The organism is Pleurocapsa sp. CCALA 161, assembly GCF_003003995.1.
Lineage (GTDB): Bacteria > Cyanobacteriota > Cyanobacteriia > Cyanobacteriales > Xenococcaceae > Waterburya.
Map to the genome: position 1 here is coordinate 1 of NZ_PVWF01000039.1, position 26451 is coordinate 26451.

General features: G+C 41.3%; 20 protein-coding genes. 5 read left to right on the forward strand and 15 right to left on the reverse strand.

What is annotated here, in order from left to right; all coding sequences use genetic code 11:
- Positions 1-94: 94 nt before the first annotated feature.
- The 7 genes from C7B62_RS11300 to proB all read right to left on the reverse strand — a co-directional run bounded on the left by C7B62_RS11300 (position 95) and on the right by proB (position 7732).
- The gene (locus C7B62_RS11300; protein ID WP_106235980.1) at positions 95-1534 is read right to left on the reverse strand and encodes a bifunctional orotidine-5'-phosphate decarboxylase/orotate phosphoribosyltransferase; all 1440 of its coding nucleotides are present in this window, start codon (positions 1532-1534) and stop codon (positions 95-97) included.
- 7 nt (positions 1535-1541) lie between these two features.
- The gene (locus C7B62_RS11305; protein WP_233219915.1) at positions 1542-1865 is read right to left on the reverse strand and encodes a cupin domain-containing protein; all 324 of its coding nucleotides are present in this window, start codon (positions 1863-1865) and stop codon (positions 1542-1544) included.
- Positions 1866-1904: 39 nt separating this feature from the next.
- Complete coding sequence (gene hpnA / locus C7B62_RS11310; RefSeq protein WP_106235982.1) at positions 1905-2882, reverse strand: hopanoid-associated sugar epimerase; 978 nt, start codon at positions 2880-2882, stop codon at positions 1905-1907.
- Between the two features lie 47 nt (positions 2883-2929).
- Entirely contained in the window at positions 2930-4843 is a 1914-nt protein-coding gene (mnmG, locus tag C7B62_RS11315; RefSeq protein WP_106235984.1) for a tRNA uridine-5-carboxymethylaminomethyl(34) synthesis enzyme MnmG, read from the reverse strand.
- Between the two features lie 118 nt (positions 4844-4961).
- Positions 4962-5324 carry an arsenate reductase family protein gene (locus C7B62_RS11320; RefSeq protein ID WP_106235986.1) on the reverse strand — a complete coding sequence of 121 codons (363 nt, stop codon included), beginning with the start codon at positions 5322-5324 and terminating at the stop codon, positions 4962-4964.
- A gap of 178 nt (positions 5325-5502) precedes the next feature.
- Positions 5503-6483, reverse strand: a complete 981-nt coding sequence (locus tag C7B62_RS11325; RefSeq protein ID WP_106235990.1) for a dienelactone hydrolase — start codon at positions 6481-6483, stop codon at positions 5503-5505.
- A gap of 112 nt (positions 6484-6595) precedes the next feature.
- On the reverse strand, positions 6596-7732 hold the full coding sequence (gene proB / locus C7B62_RS11330) for a glutamate 5-kinase (RefSeq protein ID WP_106235992.1): 1137 nt from the start codon (positions 7730-7732) through the stop codon (positions 6596-6598).
- 153 nt (positions 7733-7885) lie between these two features.
- Here proB and C7B62_RS11335 point away from each other — a divergent pair, with 153 nt between their 5' ends.
- Positions 7886-9181 (forward strand): HEAT repeat domain-containing protein, encoded by a 1296-nt coding sequence (locus tag C7B62_RS11335; RefSeq protein ID WP_106235995.1) that lies wholly within the window; start codon positions 7886-7888, stop codon positions 9179-9181.
- A 166-nt stretch (positions 9182-9347) separates the two neighbouring features.
- Here the strand turns inward: C7B62_RS11335 and C7B62_RS11340 are convergent, their stop codons facing one another.
- Positions 9348-10931, reverse strand: a complete 1584-nt coding sequence (locus tag C7B62_RS11340) for an NAD(P)H-quinone oxidoreductase subunit N (protein ID WP_106235998.1) — start codon at positions 10929-10931, stop codon at positions 9348-9350.
- Positions 10932-11257: 326 nt separating this feature from the next.
- Here C7B62_RS11340 and topA point away from each other — a divergent pair, with 326 nt between their 5' ends.
- From topA to gcvP, 4 genes are all read left to right on the forward strand, one after another.
- A complete protein-coding gene (gene topA / locus C7B62_RS11345) occupies positions 11258-13966 on the forward strand; it encodes a type I DNA topoisomerase (protein WP_106236000.1) in 2709 nt (902 codons plus the stop codon).
- Between the two features lie 213 nt (positions 13967-14179).
- Positions 14180-15601, forward strand: coding sequence for a helix-turn-helix domain-containing protein (locus C7B62_RS11350; protein ID WP_106236002.1), 1422 nt, complete (start codon positions 14180-14182; stop codon positions 15599-15601).
- Positions 15602-15762: 161 nt separating this feature from the next.
- The gene (gene gcvH / locus C7B62_RS11355) at positions 15763-16161 is read left to right on the forward strand and encodes a glycine cleavage system protein GcvH (protein ID WP_106236005.1); all 399 of its coding nucleotides are present in this window, start codon (positions 15763-15765) and stop codon (positions 16159-16161) included.
- 331 nt (positions 16162-16492) lie between these two features.
- Positions 16493-19423 carry an aminomethyl-transferring glycine dehydrogenase gene (gene gcvP / locus C7B62_RS11365; protein ID WP_106236010.1) on the forward strand — a complete coding sequence of 977 codons (2931 nt, stop codon included), beginning with the start codon at positions 16493-16495 and terminating at the stop codon, positions 19421-19423.
- Positions 19424-19671: 248 nt separating this feature from the next.
- Here gcvP and metK read toward each other — a convergent pair whose 3' ends face one another.
- From metK to C7B62_RS11400, 7 genes are all read right to left on the reverse strand, one after another.
- Positions 19672-20925 (reverse strand): methionine adenosyltransferase, encoded by a 1254-nt coding sequence (metK, locus tag C7B62_RS11370; protein ID WP_106236012.1) that lies wholly within the window; start codon positions 20923-20925, stop codon positions 19672-19674.
- 243 nt (positions 20926-21168) lie between these two features.
- A complete protein-coding gene (locus C7B62_RS11375) occupies positions 21169-21927 on the reverse strand; it encodes an HAD family hydrolase (RefSeq protein ID WP_233219917.1) in 759 nt (252 codons plus the stop codon).
- Positions 21928-22022: 95 nt separating this feature from the next.
- Positions 22023-23075 (reverse strand): 30S ribosomal protein S1, encoded by a 1053-nt coding sequence (locus C7B62_RS11380; protein ID WP_106236015.1) that lies wholly within the window; start codon positions 23073-23075, stop codon positions 22023-22025.
- A 259-nt stretch (positions 23076-23334) separates the two neighbouring features.
- Positions 23335-23868 (reverse strand): transcriptional regulator NrdR, encoded by a 534-nt coding sequence (gene nrdR / locus C7B62_RS11385; RefSeq protein ID WP_106236017.1) that lies wholly within the window; start codon positions 23866-23868, stop codon positions 23335-23337.
- Positions 23869-24023: 155 nt separating this feature from the next.
- Positions 24024-24119: a photosystem II reaction center protein T gene (locus tag C7B62_RS11390; protein ID WP_106236019.1), complete on the reverse strand. Its 96-nt coding sequence runs from the start codon at positions 24117-24119 to the stop codon at positions 24024-24026.
- Positions 24120-24281: 162 nt separating this feature from the next.
- Positions 24282-25814 (reverse strand): photosystem II chlorophyll-binding protein CP47, encoded by a 1533-nt coding sequence (gene psbB, locus C7B62_RS11395; protein WP_106236021.1) that lies wholly within the window; start codon positions 25812-25814, stop codon positions 24282-24284.
- A gap of 317 nt (positions 25815-26131) precedes the next feature.
- Complete coding sequence (locus C7B62_RS11400; protein WP_106236023.1) at positions 26132-26449, reverse strand: hypothetical protein; 318 nt, start codon at positions 26447-26449, stop codon at positions 26132-26134.
- Positions 26450-26451: the final 2 nt, after the last annotated feature.

Here is a 26451-nt window from a genome sequence, read left to right on the forward strand (position 1 = left end):
TAGGTAGTAGGTAGTAGGTAGTAGGTAGTAGGTAGTAGGTAGTAGGTAGTAGGTAGTAGGTAGTAGGTAGTAGGTAGTAATTACGTAACATTAGTTAATGATTCTCTTTAAAAGAATTATATTGTTCTTGATTGATTCTGCCCGCCTCATAGAGAGTATCGGTAATTTCGGAAATACTCAGCACAGAATGAGCGCGATAGCCGTTGTCTTTTAATCTGTCTTTTACTCCTCCTTCGTGGTCGATAAATACTACAATATCCTCGATCTTTAAACCCGCAGATTTGAGTTTTTCTGCCCCCTCCATGACGCTTTTGCCGCTAATCAAAATGTCGTCAATCACTACCACCTTTTCGCCTGGGTGAAAATTACCCTCAATTAAACGCCTAGTACCGTGTGCCTTAACTTCCTTGCGGGGAAAAATCATTGGACGTTGGAGATTTAAAGCTAATCCTGTCGCCGTGGGTAAGGCACCATAGGGAATGCCGGCAATGCGATCAAACTCCAGCTGCTTGACGATATCACCATAAGCATCCAGCACCTGATTAAACAGATGAGGATTAGAAATAATTTTGCGCAGATCGATATAGTAAGAAAAAGTTGCTCCCGATGCTTGAACATACTCGCCAAACAATAAACAGCCAATATCAAATAGTTCGAGTATTAGGGATTGATAGGGGTGAAAAGAGAGTAAGCAGACATCAGGAGTCCAAAGATCGCAACTGGCAGCCTGAGAGGTTTTTGCTACACGATAAGTATTGAGCTTGTGATTAAGGTTAGCTACTTCTGTCGCCAGATTATTACTAGCCAAAAAGTCTTGGGGAATAGGAATCAATAATCCTTCTCCCATACTGTTTAGACCAATATTGATTAACGATTCTAAATTATTTTTCTTACTCCACAGACTACGTAGCAAGATTGTTCTTTCAGGAGCGATCGCTCTAATTTTACCTAATACTTCAGTGTTAGTTGTCCCTACTTCTAAATATAGCTGTTCGGGAGTTGCCCAAGATTGTGCTTCTTGGACTACCTGGAGATAAAATGGCTGCTCAAAACTAGGATATCTTTGTAAAGTCTCCGCCTGGGGATTTGACGTATGGGCGAGAATAAATACTGCTTTGTCGGTATAAACCAAAAAAGGTGCTGCATGATCTTGTCCTGCAAAGGGAGTCAGAGTAACAGCATCAACCTGCCACTGTTCAAAAATTGCTTTGGCAAAGACAGTGCTGGTATTAAGATCGCTGTGTTTAGCATCCAAAATTACGGGAATCGACTGGGGAATTCCTGCCAAAACTCGTTCTAATAGTTGCAAACCTGCTATGCCCAATGCTTCATAGAAACCAAGAGTTGGCTTGTAGGCACAAACGCGATCGCTCGTTGATTCAATCACCCATAATAACCAAGTTTCCAAATCTTCAAGTAGATCCTGACTCTGAGGATACTTTGATGGCATCATTTCGGGATTTGGATCGAGTCCGACGATCAACAGGCTGTTGTTGGTGGCGATCGCTTGATTAAGTTTTGCCGTAAAATTCATGATGGCATTAAAAGAAGACTGTAAGCCAAATACAAGGAGGTTCAGTACTGGTATACTCAACTCGATGTTTTAGGTGGGCAGGAATTAAGAGATAATCCCCTGTAGTTAGCTTAATACGAGAATTATCCTCATAGCTCAACTCTCCTGACCCCTGAAGCACAATCAACCATTCATTTTGCTCTTGATCGTACCATTCCCCTGCTGGTGTTATTTGCCCTGTAGAAATGATGCGTTTGATGGAAATCTGGTCATTAGACCACAAAGTCTCGAATAATTCCTTTGCTGGCAATTGAGCGCAAAACTTAAAAATGTTTTCTATTTCATTGTTCATGTTTGCCAAATTTAGCTGATGTAATTGTACGTAATTAATTCATCTAGACAGATAATTTTTAAACCACTGTACAGCCTTGTTTAAAGCTAAATCGAGATCAGACTGGGGTAATCCTAATTCTCGAACAGCTTTGCTAGCATCGTAAAACATTTTTTGTTGCGACATGCGCACCCCGTCTATAGCAACTGTTGGCTGTTTGCCTAGTTTAGTCAGGAGATTCTCTCCTAACCAAGCAACGCTGTAGGGAATCCAATAGGGAATGGTAGATTTTGGTGCAGGTAAACCTGTAATTTGCTCTAATTTACCGAGTAATTGTTTAAAAGTCAGATTTTGATTGCCTAAGATATAGCGATCGCCTGTTTTACCTTTGGTTAAAGCCAAAATATGCCCCTGGGCTACATCCTGCACATCAATTAGATTTAGTCCTGTATCAAGGTAAAAAGGCATTTTACCTTGCAGAAAACGCACAATAATCTCTCCTGTGGGGGTAGGTTTGAGATCGAATGCACCAATAGGAGTACTAGGATTGACGATTACCAGATCTTGTCCTTGCTGTACTGCCTTAACCGCCTCTTGTTCAGCGTAGTATTTAGATTTTTTATAGTTGCCAATTAATTGATCTACAGGACTTTGATAAGTCTCATCCGCAACACCATCTTGCTTAACCCCAATGGCAGCAACGGAACTAGTATAGACAGTGCGTTCAATCCCTGCTTGACGGGCGCATTTTAGTATATTGCGCGTACCTAAAACATTACTGCGGTAGAGTAAATCGCGATCGCTTTGCCAGAGGGAATATTGCGCGGCGACATGAAACAATACCTGACAGCCAGACATTAGCTGAGGTAAATCGCTGCTATTTAAATCTCCTCTAACAATTTCGATCTCTAGAGACTTGAGATTATCTAGGCAACTGTGATTACGAACTAAAGCCCTAACCTCGTATCCCTGCTGTAGCAATAGCCTAATTAAATTTGCCCCAACAAAACCCGTCCCACCAGTCACAAAACATTTCATTTACGGTAGGGGCGAACGCCCTTACAAATATTTTCCATCCACACCACTTAATTCACCATCGCTTTTTGTTTTTGAGATTTAATTTCTAGGTAAACCAACAAAGCATTCACGTCCGCAGGGTTGACCCCACCAATACGGCTAGCTTGACCAATGGTTAGGGGTTTAACTTGATTTAGTTTTTCTCTAGCTTCCATCCGCAGAGTTTCTACCGTGAGGTAGTCCAAATCTTGAGGCAGTCTAAGCTTAGTATGTTTTGCCATTTGATCGATCTGTAGCTGCTGGCGTTTAATATAGCCAGAATATTTAATATCGATTTCCGCCCCTTCTGTCTCGGCGATATTTAGTTCCGCATTATCTAGACCATGTTTTTGCAAATCGGCATAATGAAACTTAGGACGACGCAGCAATTCGGATAAACTGATTGAACCTTTAATCTTTTGTTGAGTTTCTTGGGCGATCGCAATTCCCACTGCTTCCTGTTCTTTAATTCGAGTTTCCTTCAGTCTTGATTTTTCAGCAGCAATTTTCTCTTGCTTATTCAGATAAAGCTGCCATCGGCGATCGTCAATTAGACCGATTTCTCGGCCCAAAGGAGTCAAACGGCGATCGGCATTATCTGAACGCAGTATCAGGCGATATTCTGAACGACTAGTCAACATCCGATAGGGTTCGCGTAAGTCTTTAGTACAGAGATCGTCAATTAAAGTCCCCAGGTAACTTTGTTCCCGAGAGAAAATCACTTCAGGTTCACCTTTAACAAACTTGACTGCATTAATTCCCGCGACTAAACCTTGTCCCGCAGCTTCCTCATAACCAGTAGTGCCATTGATCTGTCCCGCGCTATATAATCCCTCAACTTTTTTGGTCATCAGGGTAGGGTAACATTGGGTTGCTGGGATAAAGTCATACTCAACAGCATAAGCAGGACGTAGCATAACGCAGTTTTCTAAACCAGGCAACGTCCTCAGCATTGCTAGCTGTAAGTTTTCTGGTAATCCCGTAGAAAACCCTTGAATATAAAGTTCAGGAATTTCTCTTCCTTCTGGTTCGATAAAGATCTGATGACTTTCTTTATCGGCAAAACGGACAATTTTATCTTCAATACTCGGACAGTAACGAGGCCCTTTAGCATCTACCCAACCACCATATACAGGCGACAGATGAAGGTTATCGCGAATAATTTTATGAGTTTCGGCAGTAGTACGAGTCAGATAGCAGTTCATTTGCTCTCTTTCGACCCAGGCTGCTGGGTCAAAGCTAAACCAACGTATCTCTTCATCAGGTGGCTGGGGAGTCATTTTGCTGTAGTCTACCGATCGCTTATCCACCCTAGCAGGAGTACCTGTTTTTAGTCTGCCTGTCTCGAAACCTAGCCGATTGAGAGTCTCTGTCAACCCCGTAACGGCAAATTCGCCCGATCGCCCTGCATCCATCGATTTATTCCCAACCCAAATCTTACCTCCCAAGAAAGTACCTGTGGTCAGAATTACCGCCTTAGCTGCAAAACAGCTCCCAAAGTAGGTTTCAATGCCTAGCACTTCATCATTTTTACCCAGAATTAGATCCGTTACCATTCCCTCGCGGATACTCAAATTCTCCTGATTTTCCACAATCTGCTTCATCACCGCAGCATATTCTCGCTTATCGGTTTGCGCCCGTAATGCCCACACCGCTGGACCACGGGAAGCATTTAGTACTCGTTTCTGTAGATAGGTGCGATCGCTTACCTTGCCAATCTCTCCCCCCAAAGCATCAATCTCATGGGTCAACTGAGACTTAGCAGGACCTCCCACCGCAGGGTTACAGGGTTGCCAAGCAATCCGATCTAAGTTGAGGGTTAACATCAAGGTACGACAGCCTAATCTAGCTGCTGCTAAAGCTGCCTCACAGCCAGAATGCCCACCGCCGACCACAATAATATCGAAAGCGTCTTGAAAATCTACAGTCTGAGATACGGTCATATTAATTAACGATTGAAACAGAAAAGCTAACAGCTGAAAGCTAGTAAATTTGAATGAGGCTAATTCACATCAGGCGTATTAATTGTAACGTAAGAATTCAGGTGGCAATTTAAGGTAATTATTTTCCGTCAATTAATGTTTCTTTTAATTCTGCTGGGGAGGCTTTGAAGCCAACTAATACCGCCTGATCATTTTTGGTTAATAAAGGTCGTTTGAGCAGCATCGCATCTTGGGCAAAAGCATCAATCCACTGCTGATCGCTAAAAGTGTTTCGTGCTTCGCCTAAAGCGCGATAAGATTTACCTGAAGTATTCCGTATTGCCTTACTACCTAATGCTTTCACCCAACTGGCAATCGTTTTTTGATGGGGAGGATGATCTTTGGTATTAATAAATTCATATTCAAGATTATTGTCCTGTAGCCAGGCGATCGCTTTTTTGCAAGTCCCACAGTTGGGTATGCCATAAACCTTAATAGCCATAATAAGTAATAAAATTTTTGTTAGATAGAGTTAATCTTAAAATAATCGATGAATTCGTTGCTTTTCCTGATTTTTGCCTAATTATCTCATATGATCAGGTTGATGAGGATTTGTTTTCGGGAGTTATTTTAAGTATTGTTGTTAACTCTATTACTCAAAAGAGTAGGGTTAAAATGAACTACTTTCTGGCAAATGATGTAATTAAAGGAGCATTAGATCTTGGCAGTTGATTGAGAGCTTCTACAGCTGTCGGTTGGGAACAAACATGAGCATCAATGAATAAACCAATTGCTTCGGCAATCAAATCCCGTAGTTGTGTTTCTGGTTGAGTGGGTGGAAAGTCCAGAAATAACTGACCCGCTGTCGAATCCAAAGGATAGCAAGCAGAGTAATGGTTTGCACCTTCGAGCAGGAGTAGATAGCTATCATTTCTGCCACCCGCTATTGCTTCATGAAAAGTACGTAGAATTGGAGTTGTAGCTTGTTCCCAAGTTACTCCATAGCGATGACTGCTATTGGCAATAACTCCATCACAAGTTCCACCAATTAATAGCAATGGTAAAGAATCAGGCAGAGGTAAGATTGTCCCTGCTGGATAGCCTAGCTGAGTTCCTGCTGCCGTATGGGCAGCATAGGCAAAAGCAGCAGCAACTTCGGGAAAAAATTGTGAATTAGCACTTTCAATTGCAACTCTACCGCCAGCAGAATGTCCGCCTAAAACGATCTGGTTTAAGTCGAGTAAGCCTGCCAAGACTCCTTCAGCCTGTAGACGTTTTAACGCCATCAGCAGTGTTGGTAAAGCAGATGCTGTTGCCCCTTTTCCGTACATGCTTGGAGCTAACATGTTGATGTCAACACCTGGGGTGAGAGCCACCATCCCTGGAAAATTTTCGGCAACCCAGGAAAACGTAACAACTACGAGTCCACGCTCTACCAATTTCATAGCAAGCCATTGATACAATTCACCACCACAGTTAACACCGTTAAAAAAGATGACGACCTTAAATGGAGACTGTTGAGAATCAGCAGGAACAATACCTATTGGTGCTTCGTTACTGCCTGCTGCTTGACCTGGGTAAAAAACCTTCAGATGAATGGTGTCATATGGAGAAGATGCATTTTCAACTTTAACAGCTTGGAAAAATGAGCGCACATTCATAGTAGAAAATTTTTGTCAAAATTATGTTGATTATATTGATTTGATGCCAATTTTTGGCGCGATCGCTTATCACTTGTATATTAAAGCTCAACTATAATTTAAGGGATTCAAACTACTCTTTGCTTGACTCTTTAATATTTTCTGTCATCACCAAATTATTACGATGCACTACGGTATCTACGTTGTCGTAACCTAAAATTTCGGCAATCTTGGTTGAATGATGACCTTTAATTTGTTCAATTTCACTATTGTTATAGTTCACCAAACCTCGACCTAATTCCATGCCGTCTTGGTTACATAGCTGCACTGCATCGGTAGCCGAAAATTCTCCTTCAACCGCCACAATTCCCGCAGGAAGCAATGATTTGCCCTTACTAGTAATGGCTTTGACTGCACCACTGTCTAAATACAGCTTACCCATTGGAATCAAGCCATAGCTAATCCAGCGTTTGCGCGCATTATCAGTCTGGGGTTGGGGTTCAAATTGAGTTCCTAAATCTTTGCCCTGCAAAATATCTAAAATATTTTGTGGTCGTTTTCCTTGAGTAATCACGGTTCTAACTCCTGTGCTAGTGGCAATTCTTGCTGCTGCGAGTTTGGTCGCCATCCCCCCTGTACCCCACTGTGAACCGCTAGCTCCTGCCTCAACCTGAAGTTGATTAAACTCATTACTACTCACCAGTTTAATTGGTTGAGCATGGGCAACAGTTTTAGGATCGGCAGAATACATACGATCTACATCAGTTAACAGAAATAGCCAGTCTGCTTGAACTAAGCTCGCAACTAGGGCTGAAAGGGTATCATTATCACCAAATCTCAATTCATCTACTGCCACGGTATCGTTTTCGTTGACGATGGGAATCACCCCTAAGTCTAGTAGTTCTCTAAAAGTATTAGAGACATTAACATAGGTATTACGTTCAACTAGTTCCCGTCGGGTTAATAAAACCTGAGCGATCGCCTGTTGTAAATTACTGAATAGATCGTCGTAAATTCGCATCAAACGTCCCTGTCCTACTGCTGCTACAGCCTGTTTTAAAGCCATTTTGCGAGGTCTTTCCAGCAAGTTTAGTCTAGCGCAGCCTATACCCACTGCACCAGAGGAAACTAAGATTACCCTGTATCCCTGAGAGCGTAAATGACTTAGCGTTTCTACCAAAGAAGCAATAGTAGCGATCGCAATTTGCCCTGTCGACTGCGTCAGACTAGAAGTGCCAATTTTAACTACTATAGTTTGGAAGTTGCTCATTAACTAAATGTTATTTACTCCAGACAAAATCAGGGTTTGCTATGCTTGATCTGCATTAACTCAATTCTTAAGCTACATCTGAAGCGTTATTGGTAATTTATGCTACCAGTATGAATCAGAAAATTAAATAATCTAAAACTAGATTAAAGTCTTTTGGACTATTTTTTTGAGAAATTTATTGATTGTGAGAGTAGCGATCCCGTGACCGATCTTAAGCCAGAATCGAATCAATCTTTGGTTAAAACAATACTGGAAAAGGGACTAAAGGCAGCACAGCAGCAAAATTGGCTAGAAGTTAGCAATCAGCTAAAGCAATTACCGCAAACTCAATCTGACCATGATAGTAATCAATTTCTGGTGAATTCAGCAGATTGGCAGACAGTCTTCGATGTTGCTTTAGAAATGTTGATTAAAGCAGATTTTCTGCATAAATGGGAGATTACTAAGCTTTTTCCTCTCTTAGGAGACAAAATAATTATTCCTCTCAGTGCTTTAGCTTTAGATGAAACAATAGAAGCAGAAGTGCGCTGGTTTATCTGCCAAATTCTGGGAAATTTTGCCGAACAGTCGGTTGTTTTAACTCTGGTACAGCTACTTCAGCAATCTACCGATAATGAATTAATTACCATCGCTGGCAAAACTTTAATTAAGATTGGCGATCGCGCTATTGATGCTTTAGTAGAGCTATTATCTCAGCCAAAATATCGTCTCTTGGCAACTAAGGCTTTATCTTACATTCGCACTACCTCGACGATTACCCCCTTGTTAGCTATCACCACCTACGAGGATGCCGAATTGCGCGCCATTGCCATTAATGCTTTAGGTAGCTTCCACGATCGCCGTGTAGCACCTATATTGATTACAGCCTTACAAGATCCAGCCAGCACGGTTAGAAAAGAAGCAGCGATCGCCTTGGGTTTTCGTCCCGATCTTTGCCAAGAAGCAAATTTAGTCGAACATCTGCAACCTTTACTTTATGATTTGAACATAGAAGTTTGTAGCCAAGCAGCCATTTCTTTGGGCAGAATGCAGCAGCCAGCGGCGAATGCTGTTCTATTTAAAGTTTTACAAGCCAATACTACGCCAATCAGTCTTAAGCTGAATCTAGTCAAAGCTTTAGGGTGGAGTCAACTTAGTTCGGGCATCGTTTATTTAGAACAGGCTTTAGATAACTCCAACAATTTAGTTAGGCAAGAAATTATTCTTGTTTTGGGACGAATAAGTACACCAGAACTAAAACATCAATCAGTTCAAATACTAATCAACTTGTGGCAACTGCGACAATCATTACCAGTATCCAGTAGACAAACTCTTGCCACCTCTTTAGGGGAATTGCGCGATCGCTCTGCACAAAAAGTTTTAGAACAACTTACCCAAGATAGCGATCGCAAAGTTCAACTTCACGCTATTTCCGCCTTAAAGAAGCTAGCAGTGAGTAGTGAGCAATAAACCAAGAAAAAGCTCGCGATCGCGAGCCTGAATCGATTGATTAGCTTAATTTTCTCCAAAAATTTAAACCTAGCTAGTAGATAAAGGCTTAAGTAAAGACACCATTTTGTTAACCTGAAACCCTGATTATATCTAACTTGCTACTTGCTATTTAAGCAAAGCGGTACTAGTTTACCTCAGACTTTGAGTCTTCGATTGAGGAAACATGAATTATATTTTGAGGTATTTCTTGAGTAATTACAGTCGACTGTAAAATCGGTGTAGTAGCAACAGAATTAGCACTCAAAGTAAACAAGGGATTAGATAAAATTCCTGCCAAGGAAGTAATAATTGCTGAAGCAACAATTCCTGCCTGTAGAGGACGCATTCCTGGTAGCTTCCAGTTGATTTTGGGGTAATTTTTGACAGATTCGGACATTTCTTGGGGTTCTTTGACTACCATCATCTTCACTACCCGAATGTAGTAGTAAATTGAGATAACGCTGGTGATTAAGCCGAGCAATACTAGTCCATATAGTCCAGCCTGCCAACCCGCCCAGAATAGGTATATTTTACCAAAAAAGCCTGCCATGGGGGGAATACCACCGAGGGAAAGTAAACAGATACTTAAGCACAGGGTAAGCAGGGGATCTTTTTGATATAAACCTGCATATTCACTAATTTGATCTGTTCCTGTCCGTAGAGAGAAGAGAATAATACAGCTAAACGCGCCTAAGTTCATAAATAGGTAGATGAACAGATAGAAGATCATGCTGGAATAACCATTGTCTGTTCCTGCTATTAAACCAATCATCACAAAGCCAGCTTGGGCGATGGAAGAGTAGGCTAACATGCGTTTAATACTGGTTTGGGCTAAGGCCACCACGTTCCCCAACACCATACTAAGAATTGCGAGAGCGGTAAAGATAAAGTGCCATTGTTCGGTAAGAGAACCAAAAGCAGTAGTCAAAAGACGAATCGCCAGGGCAAACCCCGCAGCTTTTGAACCAACAGAGAGGAAAGCAACTACAGGAGTGGGAGAACCTTCGTAAACGTCTGGTGTCCATTGGTGAAAAGGAACGGCAGATATTTTAAAGGAAATACCCGCAATAATAAATACCAAAGATATAGCTAAACCAAGGGACTGTACACCATTGATTGCCGTAATTTTAGCTGCAATAATATTAAGATTTGTTTCTCCTGCCGACAAACCGTAAAGTAAGGACATTCCATAAAGAAAGATTGCCGAACTAGCAGCACCAATTAAGAGATACTTAAGAGCAGCTTCATTAGAACGGGGATCTCGCTTCATGTAGCCCGTCATTAAGTAGGAAGAGATACTCAACATCTCCAAAGAGATAAACACCATAGTAAGCTCATTTGCTCCACAGAGGAACATGCCTCCTAACACAGCAGTAAGCATAATGGCGATAAATTCTGCCAAAGATGTTCCTGACTGCTGAATATAGTGAATAGACATCAAAATCGTCACCAGTGCCGAAAGAGCAACTATGCCCCGAAAGACAATGCTAAGATTATCTCCATTAAATGAACCTAGAAAAGCGATCGCATTGGGATTGCTCCATTGAAAAAAGAGAGCCACGAGGGTATTAAATAACCCGAACATGGCAAGATAGGGCAACCAACGGGAGGAACTACGCCCAAAGATTAGATCGCCAATGAGAACAGCCATGATGGTAACGATCACAATACCTTCAGGTAAAATCGCTCCTGCATGAAGCTGAGAGGCTACAGTGCTTGAAAAATCCATAGATTTAGATACAGTCAGATATAAATACAATTGAAAAATTGCTGTAGGAACTATAAAAGGATTGTAACTCTCTATCTCGATCCTATTTCAGCTTATTATGTTTTGGCTGTTTAATAAACGGAACATTAACTAGAGGTTAATTTGGGTTATGGTAAAAAATAAGCTCAAGCTTATTGTGTCAATTAATCCAGCCATATTTATTCTTAACTAATCAATAAAGATATTTGTCGTTTTAGAGAATATCACTATAGATTAGAAAAATAGATCACAAAAAACCTCTCTATAAAATCCAGCTCAGCTATCTTATTGCGTTAACTCCATTCCATATGTCAACATTAGTTATTGTCGAGTCTCCTGCCAAAGCGCGTACTATTCGCAATTATCTACCCTCTAGCTATCAGGTTGAGGCTTCAATGGGTCATGTCCGAGATTTGCCTCCCTCGGCTAAAGAGATCCCTCCTGCTTATAAAGATGAGGATTGGGCAAAATTGGGAATCAATGTAGAAAATGATTTTCAACCTCTTTACGTTGTGCCTGAAAAGAAAAAAAAGGTAGTTAAGGAATTAAAGACCGCCTTAAAAAATGCAGACGAGCTAATTCTGGCAACAGATGAAGACCGCGAGGGAGAAAGTATTAGCTGGCATTTACTGGAAATCCTTAAGCCCAAAGTGCCTGTCAAACGCATGGTATTTCATGAGATTACCAAAGAGGCAATTAAAAAAGCTTTACGAGACTGTCGCCAGGTAGATCAAGATCTCGTTCATGCTCAAGAAACACGACGCATTTTAGACCGTTTGGTAGGGTACACCGTTTCCCCTTTATTGTGGCAAAAAATTTCCTGGGGTTTATCCGCAGGACGAGTTCAATCTGTAGCAGTACGCTTAACTGTTCTTAGAGAAAGAGAGCGTCGTGCATTCCAGTCTGGGGGGTATTGGGATCTCAAGGCCGATTTGGAACATAACAAAGAGTCTTTTGAAGCCAAGCTAATTACATTAGATGGCAAAAGATTAGCCACAGGCAGCGACTTCGATCCTGATACTGGCAAGATTGCCGAAGGTCGAGATGTGGTTCTATTGAATGAGACGGAAGCCTACAAGTTAAAAGAACGAGTTATTAACCAGACTTGGATAGTAACTAATCGAGAAGAAAAGGCTTCTAAGCGCAAGCCCTATGCTCCTTTTATTACTTCAACCCTACAAATTGACTCCAACCGCAAATTAGGTCTGTCTGCTAGAGAAACTATGAGCGTAGCACAAAAGCTCTATGAAAAAGGCTTGATTACCTATATGCGGACAGATTCAGTACATTTGTCCCAGCAAGCGATCGCCGCAGCTAGGGAATGTATTGAGCAAAAATATGGCAAGGAATATCTTAGCCCTAAGCCTCGCCAATATAGCACTAGCAGTAAGGGCGCACAGGAAGCACACGAAGCAATTCGTCCTGCGGGAGAATCTTTTCGTACTCCGCAAGAAACCAAGCTCAAAGACCGTGAATTTAAACTTTATGATCTAATTTGGAAGCGTACCGTTGCCTGTCAAATGGCAGATGCGCGTCTAACCCAAATTGCTGTTGATGTCGCAGTAGACAACGCTGTGTTTCGCGCCAACGGTAAAAAAATCGATTTTCCTGGTTTCTTCCGTGCCTATGTCGAGGGTTCAGATAACCCTGATGCAGCTTTAGAAGATCAGGCAATTCCTCTACCTCCTTTGAAAAAAGGCGACAAGCCAGACTGTAAAGAATTAGAAGCTATTGGACATGAAACCCAACCCCCTGCTAGATACACTGAAGCGTCTTTAGTTAAAACCTTAGAGAAGGAAGGTATTGGTCGCCCTAGTACCTACGCTACCGTTATGGGAACAATCGTCGATCGCGGTTATGTCCAAATGCGCGGGAAGGCTTTAATTCCCACTTTTACTGCTTTTGCAGTTACGGCACTATTGGAGGAACACTTTCCCGATCTAGTCAACACCGAGTTTACTTCCAAAATGGAGCAGACTCTAGATGAAATCGCCCGTGGTGGAGCAGAATGGATACCTTACCTCAAAAAGTTCTATCAGGGAAAAACAGGTCTAAAAACCCAAATTGACGTAAAAACCAAAGAGATTGAACCAGCGATCGCTAAAACGATTCATCTGGAAAATCTTGATGCTACCGTCCGTATCGGCAAATATGGCCCTTATATCGAAATAATTACCGAAGATGGCAGCAGTGAAGTCATCAAAGTATCTATTCCTGACGATATGACCCCAGCGGATCTCAATCCAGAGCAAATTGAAGCTTTAATCCGTCAGAAGCAAGAAGGACCCGAAAAAGTTGGTCTGCATCCCGAAACTGGCGAACCAATTTACTTTAAAGTTGGCAAGTATGGCCCATATGTACAGTTGGGGGATAAAACGGACGACAATCCTAAGCCTAAAATGAGTTCGATTCCTAAAAAGGATGCCAAAACTGATGCCACCAAAAACGATGTGACTCTAGAGATGGCGGTAGGGTTATTATCTCTACCCCGCTTATTAGGACAGCACCCTGCAACAGGGGGCAAAATTAAGGCAGCATTAGGTCGTTTTGGTCCCTATGTAGTTCACGAATTTAAAGAACCAGATGACAAAAAGTTACAGCGAGACTATCGTTCCCTTAAGCAAGAAGATGATGTTCTGACTGTCACTCTTGAGCGTGCTTTAGATTTATTGGCTCAACCCAAACGTGGTCGTGGTGGCAATAAAAAAACTCCTTTACGGGAACTAGGGGCGCATCCTGGGGATAAAGAGCCAGTTAATATTTATAAAGGGCCTTATGGTAACTATATTAAGCATGGCAAGATTAACGTCGGCTTACCTGAAGATGAAACCGTAGAAGAAATAACCCTAGAAAAAGCGTTAGAGTTACTGGATGAAAAAGTAGGGACGAAAAAGACTAGTACCAGAAAAACTACTACAGCGAAGAAGACCACCACGAAGAAAAAAGCTACTACAGCTAAGAAAAAGAATACAGCTACTAACAAGAAAACTACTAGAGCTAAAAAAGAAGCTTCTTAAATTTAGGTTGATATTTGAGTGAGCGATCGCTATTTTTTTGATTAGCCAGAAATCACAGGGCTTAAAGCAACAATTTTCAACAATTCTAATTTATTAACATTACTTGTGATAGCTTAATACAGTCTCAACAGCTTGGTTGGATATGCGCGGGCAGCCCACACATCCCCCAAGCTCAATTTCTGCGGTTATCTTAAACAAGACTAGCAAAGCAATATGGTACGTAGTTCCTTACAGTTAAACAGCGAATGGATACCGAAAGTCGAAGAATCTCTTGCAATCAAGCAATTAACGCAACGTTCCCTTGCCGAACGCTTAGAAGTATCACGCTCTTCAATTTCTAAATTTATCAACTGTAAGCCTGTAGCTCTCAATACCTTTATTCGCCTGTGCCAAGAACTAGATCTAGACTGGAATAGTGCTTCCCAACCAGAAAGGGAATGGAATGATGAGATTGAAAACTTTAAATTTAAGCAAGAAGATTTTAAGGCAAATCCAGGGGGACAAATTGCGCCTGATGAGATTGTTGGCAGAGAAGATTTAATTGAGCGTCTTTGGGATCGGCTCAAACAGCAAAGCCTAATTTTTAGCGGTGAGCGCAGAATTGGCAAAAGCAGCATCCTCAAAAAAATGACTGCCGAAGCAATAGCCAATATGCTGCCAATTTATCGAGATCTAGAAGGAATTAGAACGCCGATTGAATTTGTCGAAGCAGTGTGGCAAGATACCGAGACATATCTTAGAGATACAGGTAAAGCAAGAAGAGTCAGAGAATATTTAAGTCAACTCACGGGAAGTTATTTTGACGACTATCAATTTCCTGAAGTTGCAGCAGAACATTGGAAAACTCTCTTGACCAAAACCATTGAAGATTTAGTTACCCTCCAGGACAAACAAATCATTTTAATTTGGGATGAGATGCCTCATATGCTGGGGAACTTCAGCGACGAAGCAGCTATGGAAGTCTTAGACAGTTTGCGATCGCTCCGCCAAACTTATCCTGATGTGCGGATGATATTTTCTGGCTCAATTGGGTTACACCATATTATTAAAAATCTGCAAAAAGCTGGCTATAGCAACGACCCGACTAACGACATGTATCCGATTGAAGGACAGCCACTATCTTTAGATGAGGCGACTGGACTAACCATCAATCTGTTGCAGGGAGAAGGCATAGCTACAGTTGATTTACAGCAAACTGCTGAAAATATCGCCACTGCCGCCGATTGTATTCCCTTTTATATCCATCATTTGATCGATCAATTAAAAGATCTAGACAGCGAGATTGACGCAGAAGTTATTGCCAACACGGTAAACGAATGTCTGCGTAGCTCATTGAATCTCTGGAAAATGGATCACTATCGTGAGCGCATCGATAACTACTACAGCGAAGAGCAAAAACCATACGCCCTAGAAATTTTAGATATCCTGTCGATCAATCCACCTACATCCTTTACGCGACTTTGGCAATACCTCAAAAGTGAACCTGAAACAAAAGATAAGGAAATGGCGCGGACAGTATTGCGCCTGCTGTTAAAAGACTATTATTTAGTGCAGGAGGATAACCTTTCTGGGAGTATGTATGCTTTTCGCTATCAGTTAGTGCAAAAATATTGGCAGATATCTAGAGGATTATAAATAATCTTAGGTTAGGTTGCTCGGTTGGTATGGGGCGAATGACTATTCACCCTGACAAAATCATAATCAGCTCAAACTCACCTTAAAAGAGCAAGAAGCAAATATGAGATTATTGGTTATTCGTTGTAAACTAGTCTTTGCTTACGATTAGAAGGGTAATTATGGAGATAGAATATCCAGAAGATTTAAAATATCTTGATAGCCATGAATATGTTCGTTTTGATGGTGAAGTTGCTACCATTGGAGTCAGTGCTTTTGCCCTCGATCAGTTAGGAGATGTGGTATTTCTAGAGCTTCCTGAAGTTGGTGATGCAGTAGAAGTTGGTGAAGCTATCGGCACAATCGAATCTGTCAAGGCAGTAGAAGATCTATATCCTCCCGTTTCAGGAACAGTTGTTGAGCGGAATGAAGCAGCCATTGATGCCCCAGAAACTCTTGCTCAAGATCCCTATGGAGATGGTTGGCTAATCAAAGTCAAGGTTGACGATCCTGATGCAGAACTAGAAGATGCTCTTTCTGCTGCTGAATATCGCGCTCAAGTAGAAGGGATGGAAGAATAAACTAGTAAACTAACTATATTTTGCCCTACCTACCTACCTACTTACTTATATATCCTTTAGTAGTGCTGCCAGGTAAAGCTAGTGTGAAGCAAAATTTAAGCTTGTCGGTTTATTGGTTAAACTTCAACCGCACCACTACCTCGATTGATAATTTGCCCGTAAAATATATAGCAATTACTTGGATTATTGACAAATTGGCTACTCCTCAAACTAAGGAGAGTTTGTTACTATTTATTACAAATCCCTCATACTAGTGGTTGAGCTAAGCTGATTAGCAATAAGCCACCCTTTTTTTATCTAAAAATCTAAAAATTTTAATTCTAAAGCTTGTATGGTCAACTTAAATTTGGCAGCGGAATCTCAAATTTTCAAGGCTCAGGCAAATTCCTTGGCTAAAACTGCTGTAAATCAATCTACTGATATTTTTGCTCAACGACATATTGGTGTAAACGAGCAGCAGATTAAGCAAATGCTGGAAATATTGGGGGTTGACAGTCTAGACGCGCTGATTGAACAAACTGTCCCTGCAGCAATTCGTCTCAATAAACCATTGCAGTTGCCAGTTGCGCAGAGTGAAGTTGCTGCTTTAGCTAAATTAAAAGCGATCGCCAAGCAAAATCAAGTATATCGTTCGTTTATCGGTAGGGGGTACTATAACTGCATTACTCCTGCGGTAATTTTGCGTAATGTCCTAGAAAATCCTGGCTGGTATACTTCTTACACTCCCTACCAGGCGGAAATTGCCCAAGGAAGACTAGAAGCACTGCTCAATTATCAGACGATGATTGTGGACTTGACTGGTTTAGAGATTGCCAACTCTTCTTTGTTGGATGAAGGGACAGCCGCCGCCGAAGCTATGAGCATGAGTTACGCATTATGCAAAACTAAAGCCAATGCTTTCTTTATTGATGCAGGTTGCCATCCTCAAACTATTGAGGTCGTTAAAACTAGGGCTTTACCCTTAGGTATTGAAGTGATTATTGATGATTACGCCAGCTTTGATTTCTCTACGCCTATTTTTGGCGCATTGCTTCAATATCCAACTACCGATGGCACAATTAACGACTATCGTGCTTTTATCGAACAGGTACACCAGGCTCAAGCTTTAGCTACCGTCGCCGCCGATATTCTGAGTCTGACGCTGCTGACTCCACCAGGAGAATTTGGCGCAGACATTGCCGTAGGCAGCACTCAAAGATTTGGCGTTCCCTTGGGTTATGGAGGGCCTCATGCAGCCTATTTTGCGACTAAAGAAAAATATCAGCGTCAAGTACCTGGGCGTATTGTCGGGGTTTCTCAAGACGTTCACGGCAAGCCTGCATTACGTTTAGCACTACAGACCAGAGAGCAACATATCCGCCGAGAAAAAGCTACCAGTAACATCTGTACCGCTCAGGTACTATTAGCAGTGATTGCCTCAATGTACGGAGTGTATCACGGTGCTGCGGGAATTAAGGCGATCGCCACTAGAATTCATCTACTCACCGCTACTTTAGCCACAGGTTTAAGACAATTGGGGTATGAAGTGACTAACCAGTCTTTCTTTGACACCATTAGGGTTAATACAGGGGAAAACAGCGCAGCAGAGCTAATTCAAATTGCAGCCCATAATCAGATTAACCTACGCTGGCTCGATCATAAGGCGATCGGCATTTCTCTAGATGAAACTACTACCGAGCAAGATTTAATCAATATTTGGCAGATTTTTGCAGGTAGCAAGGATTTACCTTTTGATCGAGAACTCATTAATAGCCAGTCAACAACAATTAAACAGCAGCAGCTACGCACCAGCTCGTATTTAACCGACGAGGTATTTAACCGCTATCATTCGGAAACCGAACTACTGCGCTATCTACATCAGTTAGAAACCAAAGACTTATCTCTAACTACCTCGATGATTCCCTTGGGTTCATGTACGATGAAGCTCAACGCGACAGCAGAAATGATTCCCGTAACTTGGGCAGAATTTGGTAATATTCATCCCTTTGCGCCTTTAGAGCAAACTCAAGGTTATCAAGAGTTATTTAACGAGCTAGAAACCTGGTTAGGAGAAATTACAGGCTTTGCAGGAATCTCTTTACAGCCTAATGCAGGTTCTCAAGGAGAATATGCAGGACTTCAGGTAATCCGCCAGTATCATCAGTCTAGAGGAGAAGGACATCGCAATATATGTCTCATTCCCGAATCCGCTCACGGCACAAATCCCGCTAGTGCCGTAATGTGTGGTATGAAGGTGATCGCCGTAAAATGCGATCGCCATGGCAATATCGACCTCAAAGATCTCCAGTCTAAAGCTGAGAAACACAAGGATAACTTATCGGCTCTAATGGTTACTTATCCTTCTACTCACGGAGTATTTGAAACAGAAATCAAAAGTATTTGTGCCATTGTGCATCAATATGACGGACAGGTTTACATGGATGGAGCGAACATGAATGCTCAAGTGGGCTTATGTCGTCCTGGAGACTTTGGTGCTGATGTCTGTCATTTAAACCTACACAAAACCTTCTGTATTCCCCATGGTGGCGGTGGGCCAGGAGTAGGACCAATTGGGGTCATGTCTCACCTGGTACCATTTTTACCCGCTACCCCCACAACCCCTAAAGATGCTCAACCAATCGGTGCAATTTCCGCTGCGCCTTGGGGAAGTGCCAGTATTCTCGTGATCTCCTGGATGTATATTGCCATGATGGGAGAGGCAGGATTGACTCAAGCGACTAAAATAGCAATTCTCAACGCTAACTACATGGCAAAGCGTCTTGAACCCTGTTACTCCGTACTTTTTAAAGGAGAATCAGGGTTTGTGGCTCACGAATGTATTATCGATCTGCGTCCCTTAAAAAAAATGGCGCGAGTAGAAGTAGAGGACGTAGCCAAAAGACTAATGGACTTTGGTTTCCATGCGCCTACGGTATCTTGGCCCGTAATTGGTACGGTAATGATTGAACCTACTGAAAGCGAATCCAAAGAGCAGTTAGACCGCTATTGTGATGCCATGTTAGCAATCTATCAAGAAGCAAAGGCGATCGCCAATGGAGATATCGACCCAGAAGATAATCCCCTCAAAAATGCCCCTCATACGGCAGAATCAATTATTTGTAGCGATTGGTCACACCCTTATAGTCGCGAACAAGCAGCCTATCCTGCACCCTGGACTAAAGAACACAAATTCTGGACTACTGTAGGTAGAATTAATAATGCTTACGGCGATCGCAATTTAATCTGTTCTTGTACGGGAATGGATGCTTATAGCGCTTCTTAAATTCTTAAATAAGTCAAACCCATGGCAATGCTGTTCAGAAGAGCGATTTTTCAAGGGTATCTAGTTTTTTCTTTGACTAAGGCGATCTCGTCCAAAAGACTTGCTGTAATAGCAGCCTGGGTTCGCTCTCTCTGGCAATAATTCTTGATTATTAAAAAATAACTCAAAATAACTCAACCCCCAGCATTGGTAAGCAGGGGGCAAAATTAAATTTCTAGATTTCTGGACAAATTCTCAAACAGTAATTCTTAACCTGCACTTTTAGATAGGGCAAAATCTTTCAACAGTTCTACTTTATCTGTTTTTTCCCAAGATAAATCTAAATCTGTACGACCAAAATGTCCATAGGCAGCTACGTCTTGATAAAAACGCCCGCCTCTTTCTTTGGGCAAATTGCGTAAATTAAGAGTTTGGATGATACCTGCAGGGCGCAACTCGAAATGCTGTTTAACTAAGTCTAGTAAACTATCCTCGGCAATCTTAGCTGTGCCAAAAGTTTCAATGAAGATACTAACAGGACGAGCGACACCGATGGCATAACTTACCTGTACTTCGCACTTATCGGCTAAACCTGCTGCCACAATATTGCTAGCAACATAACGACAGGCATAAGAAGCACTACGGTCAACTTTTGTAGGGTCTTTTCCAGAAAAAGCACCGCCACCATGACGGGAATAGCCACCATAGGTATCTACAATAATTTTACGTCCAGTTAACCCTGAATCCCCTTGAGGACCACCGACCACAAATTTACCAGTAGGATTGACCAAAAAACGAGTGCGATCATTAGGCTTTAAATCAAGATTGGCAAACGTAGGTTGAATCACCGCAGACCAAAGATCATCTTTAATCTTTTTTTGAATAGCAGTATTGTCGGACAAATCATCAATAGTCTCTGTATGTTGCGTTGAGACTAAAATAGTATCAATTCCGACTGGTTGACCATCTTCATACTGAACTGAAACCTGAGTCTTACCGTCAGGACGCAGATAGGTTAAATCTCCTTGTTTGCGTACTTGGGCCAACCGACGGGAAATACGATGTGCCAAACTAATCGGCATAGGCATCAATTCTGGAGTTTCGTTACAGGCATAACCAAACATCAGTCCTTGATCACCAGCACCAATTTGGTCAAGTTCACTTTCACTCAGGTTCTCCCTTTGTTCTTGGGCAGATGTTACACCTTGAGAAATATCTGGAGACTGTTCATCAAGCGCAACCAATACCGAACAGCTATTAGCAGAAAAGCCATTTTCGGCATGGGTATAGCCAATTTCAGCAATCTTGCTTCTAACTAAATCTACGTAATTGACTTGAGCCTTGGTTGTAATCTCTCCTGTCACCAAAACCAAACCAGTGTTAACAACCACTTCGGCTGCCACTCGACTAGCAGGATCCTGAGCCAATATAGCATCCAAAATAGCGTCAGAGATTTGGTCACAGATTTTATCTGGATGTCCTTCTGTAACTGATTCGGAAGTGAATAAATAATTATTAGACAATTTTTTGCAATCCTCTAAGAAACTTTGTCAAACGAAGCGATCAATCAAACCAAGCATTATAATCGTTAAGGAACATAATACCAGGGTAAGTAAGAAAAATTGAGTCAAAAATACGATATTTCAAAAGCGTTATAACCAGATTGAGCCTGGATTGTCAGTACTACTAAAATTATTCTTAATACAGAAAACGCTATCTCCTGATTCTTGCCCTCACCCTGAACATCATACAAGTTATTTTAAGAATTATAAAGCTTGAATTTTACGTAAAGTGTCAATTTTAACGTCTGCTAAATCTAGTCGTATTTGATGACGGAGGATACCGATTGTGCCTGCGGCTTTAGCGGTTTTTGCCATAGCCATATCAACCTGAGTATCTCCCACCATCAAAGTTTGTTCTGGAGATACTTTTAAAGCTTCACAAGCCTGTCTAAAAAGTCTGGGATCTGGCTTACTCATTTCTGGGTTACTTCCCAAACAAAGTTGAATATAATCCTGCAATTGATGATTGCTAACAAAGTTTTTTACTTCCTTAGTTGAGTCGGCAGACACAATACCAATTTTCAATCCTTTGTTGACAAAAGACTCTAGAGTTTCTTGAACATCATCATATAGAGGAGCTAATTTTGCTGTTTTAGTCAGATATTTTGACTCAGCTACCTCGCTAAAAACTGACTTGGCGATTTTTATAGATTCGTACCAGCTTCTACCAGTTTCGGCAATATAAGCAGCAGCAGCAATTTCATTCTCTTTTCGACTGCCCACTGCCATTAAGCCTTGGGGATCTAAAACATTATCTATGATCCCAAACGCCATCATCAAAGGTTCACCTACCCCAGGAATTTGAGCATCGATTAAACGCGCTCTTTCTGACCCAACTAAGCGCCAATATGCTCCTGAATTTTCCAGGGTACCGTCTTTATCAAAGATAACGGCAGTTATATTATCAAATTTTACATCTACACAAGCGATTGTGAAACTAGCCGAAGGCATCGCAATGGACATATATCAAGTTTTATTCCATCAAGTAACTAACTAAAAAAATAGAGAGAGAGTCAAACTCTCTCTCTATAACATCCCTCAATAGAGTTTCTTTCGCTCTACTCTTCCGATGTCGCTCCTACCATTTCTTCAGATGAGTCTTCAGCTACGGATTCATCTGCTGCTTCATCAACAAATTCTTCTAATGTTTCTGTTTCTTCATCTGATACTGCTTGTTCCGACTGTATCTCTTCTAAAGTGACACCTTCAGCCTCGGCTAGTAGCTTCTGACGATATTTTTCTGCCATCTCTTCAGCTTTCTCAAATACTATATCTCTATTTTTGAGCATGTCACCTGGTTCTGGCTCTAATTGCTTCGTAGAAAGTGAGATCCGACCTCTTTCTGCATCTAGGTCAATAATCATTACTTTCAATTCGTCATTGACTCCAAATACACTATGAGGTGTATCAATATGGTCATGAGAGATTTCCGAGATGTGGAGTAATCCACTAACGCCACCAATGTCAATAAACGCACCGTAAGGCTTGATTCCGCGCACAGAACCTTTGACTACTTGACCTACTTCTAAACCATTCATCTTGCGCTCCACTAAAGCACGACGATGACTGAGAACGAGGCGATTACGTTCTTCATCAACTTCTAAGAATTTAAGCGGCAAATCTTCCCCTACTAAATCTTCTTTGGCTTCTCTTGCGCTGATGTGAGAACCTGGAATGAAGCCTCGCAGTCCTTCAATTCTAACTAAAGCACCACCACGGTTAGTCGCAAAAACGTTAGAGCGAACAGTGGCATCTTCTTGCTGTAGCTGTCTAACTCTTTCCCAAGCACGCATGTATTCAATACGTCTAATCGAAAGAGTTAATTGTCCATCCTCGTTTTCATCCGTTAAAATAAAAAACTCTCTAGTTTCATCGGCTTGAAGAACTTCAGTAGGGTTGTCAACTCGATTAATAGACATCTCCTGAATCGGGATGTAAGCAGCAGTTTTCGCACCAATGTCAATCAAAGCTCCTCTTGGTTCCATGCTGAAAACTGTTCCTGCAACTATATCTCCTGGACTAAAGTGATAATCGTACTTGTCTAAGAGGGCAGCGAAATCTTCGTGAGTAAAACCAATATCTTTAGTGCTGTTTGCTTGCTGATTGACCATATGGATTAGATGTCCTTGTGTTATTTCCTTACTTTTTTGATGGGATGAGCCTCCTGTTTAATGTACACTCACCTACTTATCGTGCAGTCTGTACCTACATTCGATAGATATTCGAGTAACTAAGAACGAGTCAGAGGTCATAATATTACCTCAATTAAACACTTTGCTACTGAAACGCTTCTGTTTTGTGGGCAAGATAGCATTATACCATTGTAACTTTTTATTGGTCTGAGCGGAAATTTTTTTGCTTAATTATTAATTAGGAAATGCAGTCAGCAGTAGCTGTAGATGAACTTGCGCCTTGAGAACCATGCCAGATTTTTGGCTCGGAATCTTGCGCATTTTCATTTTGCAAATGATTTAAAGTCTCAACAAAATCTTTGATTCCTTGAAATTTTCGATAAACAGAGGCAAAACGAATATAAGCTACTTCATTTTCGGATCGCAAATTATGTAAAACTAATTCTCCAATCTCGCTACTGCTAAATTCTTTACCTGAATTTTGCTGGAGTTCGGCTTCGATATTATCAATAATCACTTCTGCCTTCTGATAAGAAACTTGAGTTTTTTCACAAGCTCTCAAGACTCCCCGCAGTAATTTTGCTCGATCAAAGGATTCTCTACTACCATCTTTTTTAATAACGGTAATGGGAATTAATTCTATTCTCTCGTAAGTTGTAAAACGCTGTTTACAGTTCAAACATTCTCGGCGACGACGAATACTTTGCCCACTTTCCGTAGAACGAGATTCTAGTACTCTACTCTCTGTATGTTGGCAATTGGGACAGTGCATTGATTTTTTTAAATATTATGGTTACTGACAATAAATTGTTTATAAACAACAAATCTGAGCCATTTTTAATATCATAGTTTGTCTTGCAACAGACCATAATTAAAAAAGACTCAGAAATGTATAGTTCTTAATAATACTTAATTTTTTTCTTAAGCTTATTTTTCAATCCGAGGTGGTTCGCGAAAAGCGATCGCAAAGAAAAGAACTGAAATTGCCATAGCTAAAACCAAAATGTATGCAACAGCTTCCATAATTGAAATCCCTAAAGTATCTTACTTAATATTTTACCAACAAAACAACTGAAGTTGTTTTTCTAGTTAACTTGTTTGAATGATTTCAGGGAAGGTGATTGAATTAATAGCAGTTTTCCTTCCCTGAAATTTTTAGTTTAAAAACAGTTAGTTAGTTGTTATTTATGCTCCTTTGGTAGCACGGGTAGATTTATCACCCACTTTTTGATAGAACCCCCACTCTACCTGTTCTTCCTCTAGATCAGGATCGACTCCAGCAAATACGTCTCGGTATAGTGTACGAGAACCATGCCAAATATGACCAAAGAAAAAGAAGAGCGCAAAGACAGCATGACCGAAAGTAAACCAACCACGAGGACTAGTACGGAATACACCATCGGAGTCTAGAGTTTCAGTATCAAAATCAAATGCTTCTCCTAACTGAGATTTACGTGCATATTTTTTGACAAGAGCAGGATCATTAAAGGTTTGTCCGTCCAATGCCCCACCGTAGAAGGCGACGTTGACACCACTTTGCTCAACACTGAGTTTAGATTCTGCACGACGGAAAGGAATATCAGCGCGAACGACGCCATCAGCATCAGTCAAAATAACAGGGAAGGTTTCAAAGAAATTAGGCATCCGACGAACGCTTAATTCACGACCTTCACCATCAGTAAATACTGCATGTCCTAACCATTCTTGAGCAATACCATCACCACTATCCATTGAGCCTGTACGGAACAAACCACCTTTGGCGGGGCTGTTGCCAACATAGTCATAAAAGGCTAGTTTTTCAGGGATGGAAGACCACGCTTCCGAACGAGTTAAACCATCGTCCATAGCAGTTTCAACACGACGCTGAATCTCTTGTTTGAAATAGCCTTGATCCCATTGATAACGAGTTGGACCAAAAAGTTCTACAGGAGTTGTTGCGTTGCCGTACCACATAGTTCCTGTAACCACGAAAGCAGCAAAAAATACCGCAGCAATACTGCTGGAGAGTACAGTTTCAATGTTCCCCATTCTCAATGCTTTGTATAGTCTCTCTGGAGGACGAACGCTCAGATGGAATAAACCAGCAATAATACCAACTACACCAGCAGCAATGTGGTGAGCTACAACACCACCAGGATTAAAGGGATTAAACCCCGCAGGACCCCATTCTGGCGCAACACCTTGAACGTGACCAGTTAAGCCATAGGCATCGGAAACCCACATTCCTGGTCCCCATAAGCCTGTGAGATGAAATGCTCCAAAACCAAAGCAAAGTAGTCCAGATAAGAATAGATGAATTCCAAACATTTTTGGTAAATCTAAGGCTGGCTGACCTGTACGAGGATCGACAAATAATTCTAAATCCCAGTATACCCAATGCCATACTGCTGCTAAAAACAGTAAGCCAGAAAGTACAATATGAGCGATCGCTACGCCCTCAAAAGACCAAAAGCCTGCGCTTGCACCAGTTTCACCAGTTACGCTCCAACCACCCCAAGAGGTGTCAACGCCCAAACGTGCCATAAAAGGCAAAACAAACATTCCCTGTCGCCACATGGGGTTCAAGACAGCATCACTGGGATCAAAGGTAGCTAGCTCAAATAAAGCCATCGAACCCGCCCAACCTGCTACTAAAGCAGTGTGCATTAAGTGAACTGATATTAGTCTGCCTGGATCATTCAGGACGACTGTATGAACTCGATACCAAGGTAGTCCCATAGACTACGCCCCTCCTATTAATTAAATAATTTGTTTAGTAAGACCAAATAATGTTGGTCAACATTACTAATAAAATAGTAATGCTAAAGTTGACTCTTATTTTGTAATTTGTATGTACACTGCAATCTCTGCCATTCTATAGACAAATCTGAATAGTACTGGTGCTAAAAATTGAGCTGATTCAGGAGTTCCTTGAAATTACTGTTATTTAAAGAAGTGTAACTATTGTTAGAAACTATTGCAAGATTTATCTTCTTTTATCGATAAAGGTTAATTTTTGTAACAAAAGAGCTGCTCTCGATCTACAGCTTAAACAATTATATTTTTTTACTAGCAGAATTAAAAACTGATTCGGCCTGGTGCAATATTTCAATCACCTGTTCAGCGCTAATGAGTCTTTTAAGTACTACCTGCCCAATATTTGAGCTTTCCTGTAGCTCTTGTTTAGGCTTAACTTCCACCATGATCACTTCATTTTCCACTGCATAGAGCCAGAGAATTTCCTGCTGCTGTAAAATGCCACAATTAAGGCGTTTTATTTCGGGTTTGCGTCCCCAGTCAACTTGATCCCATAATCCGCCAAATTCCCAAACCCGCTCATAATTCCAGCCATCACTCAGAAAAAAATATTTCACTG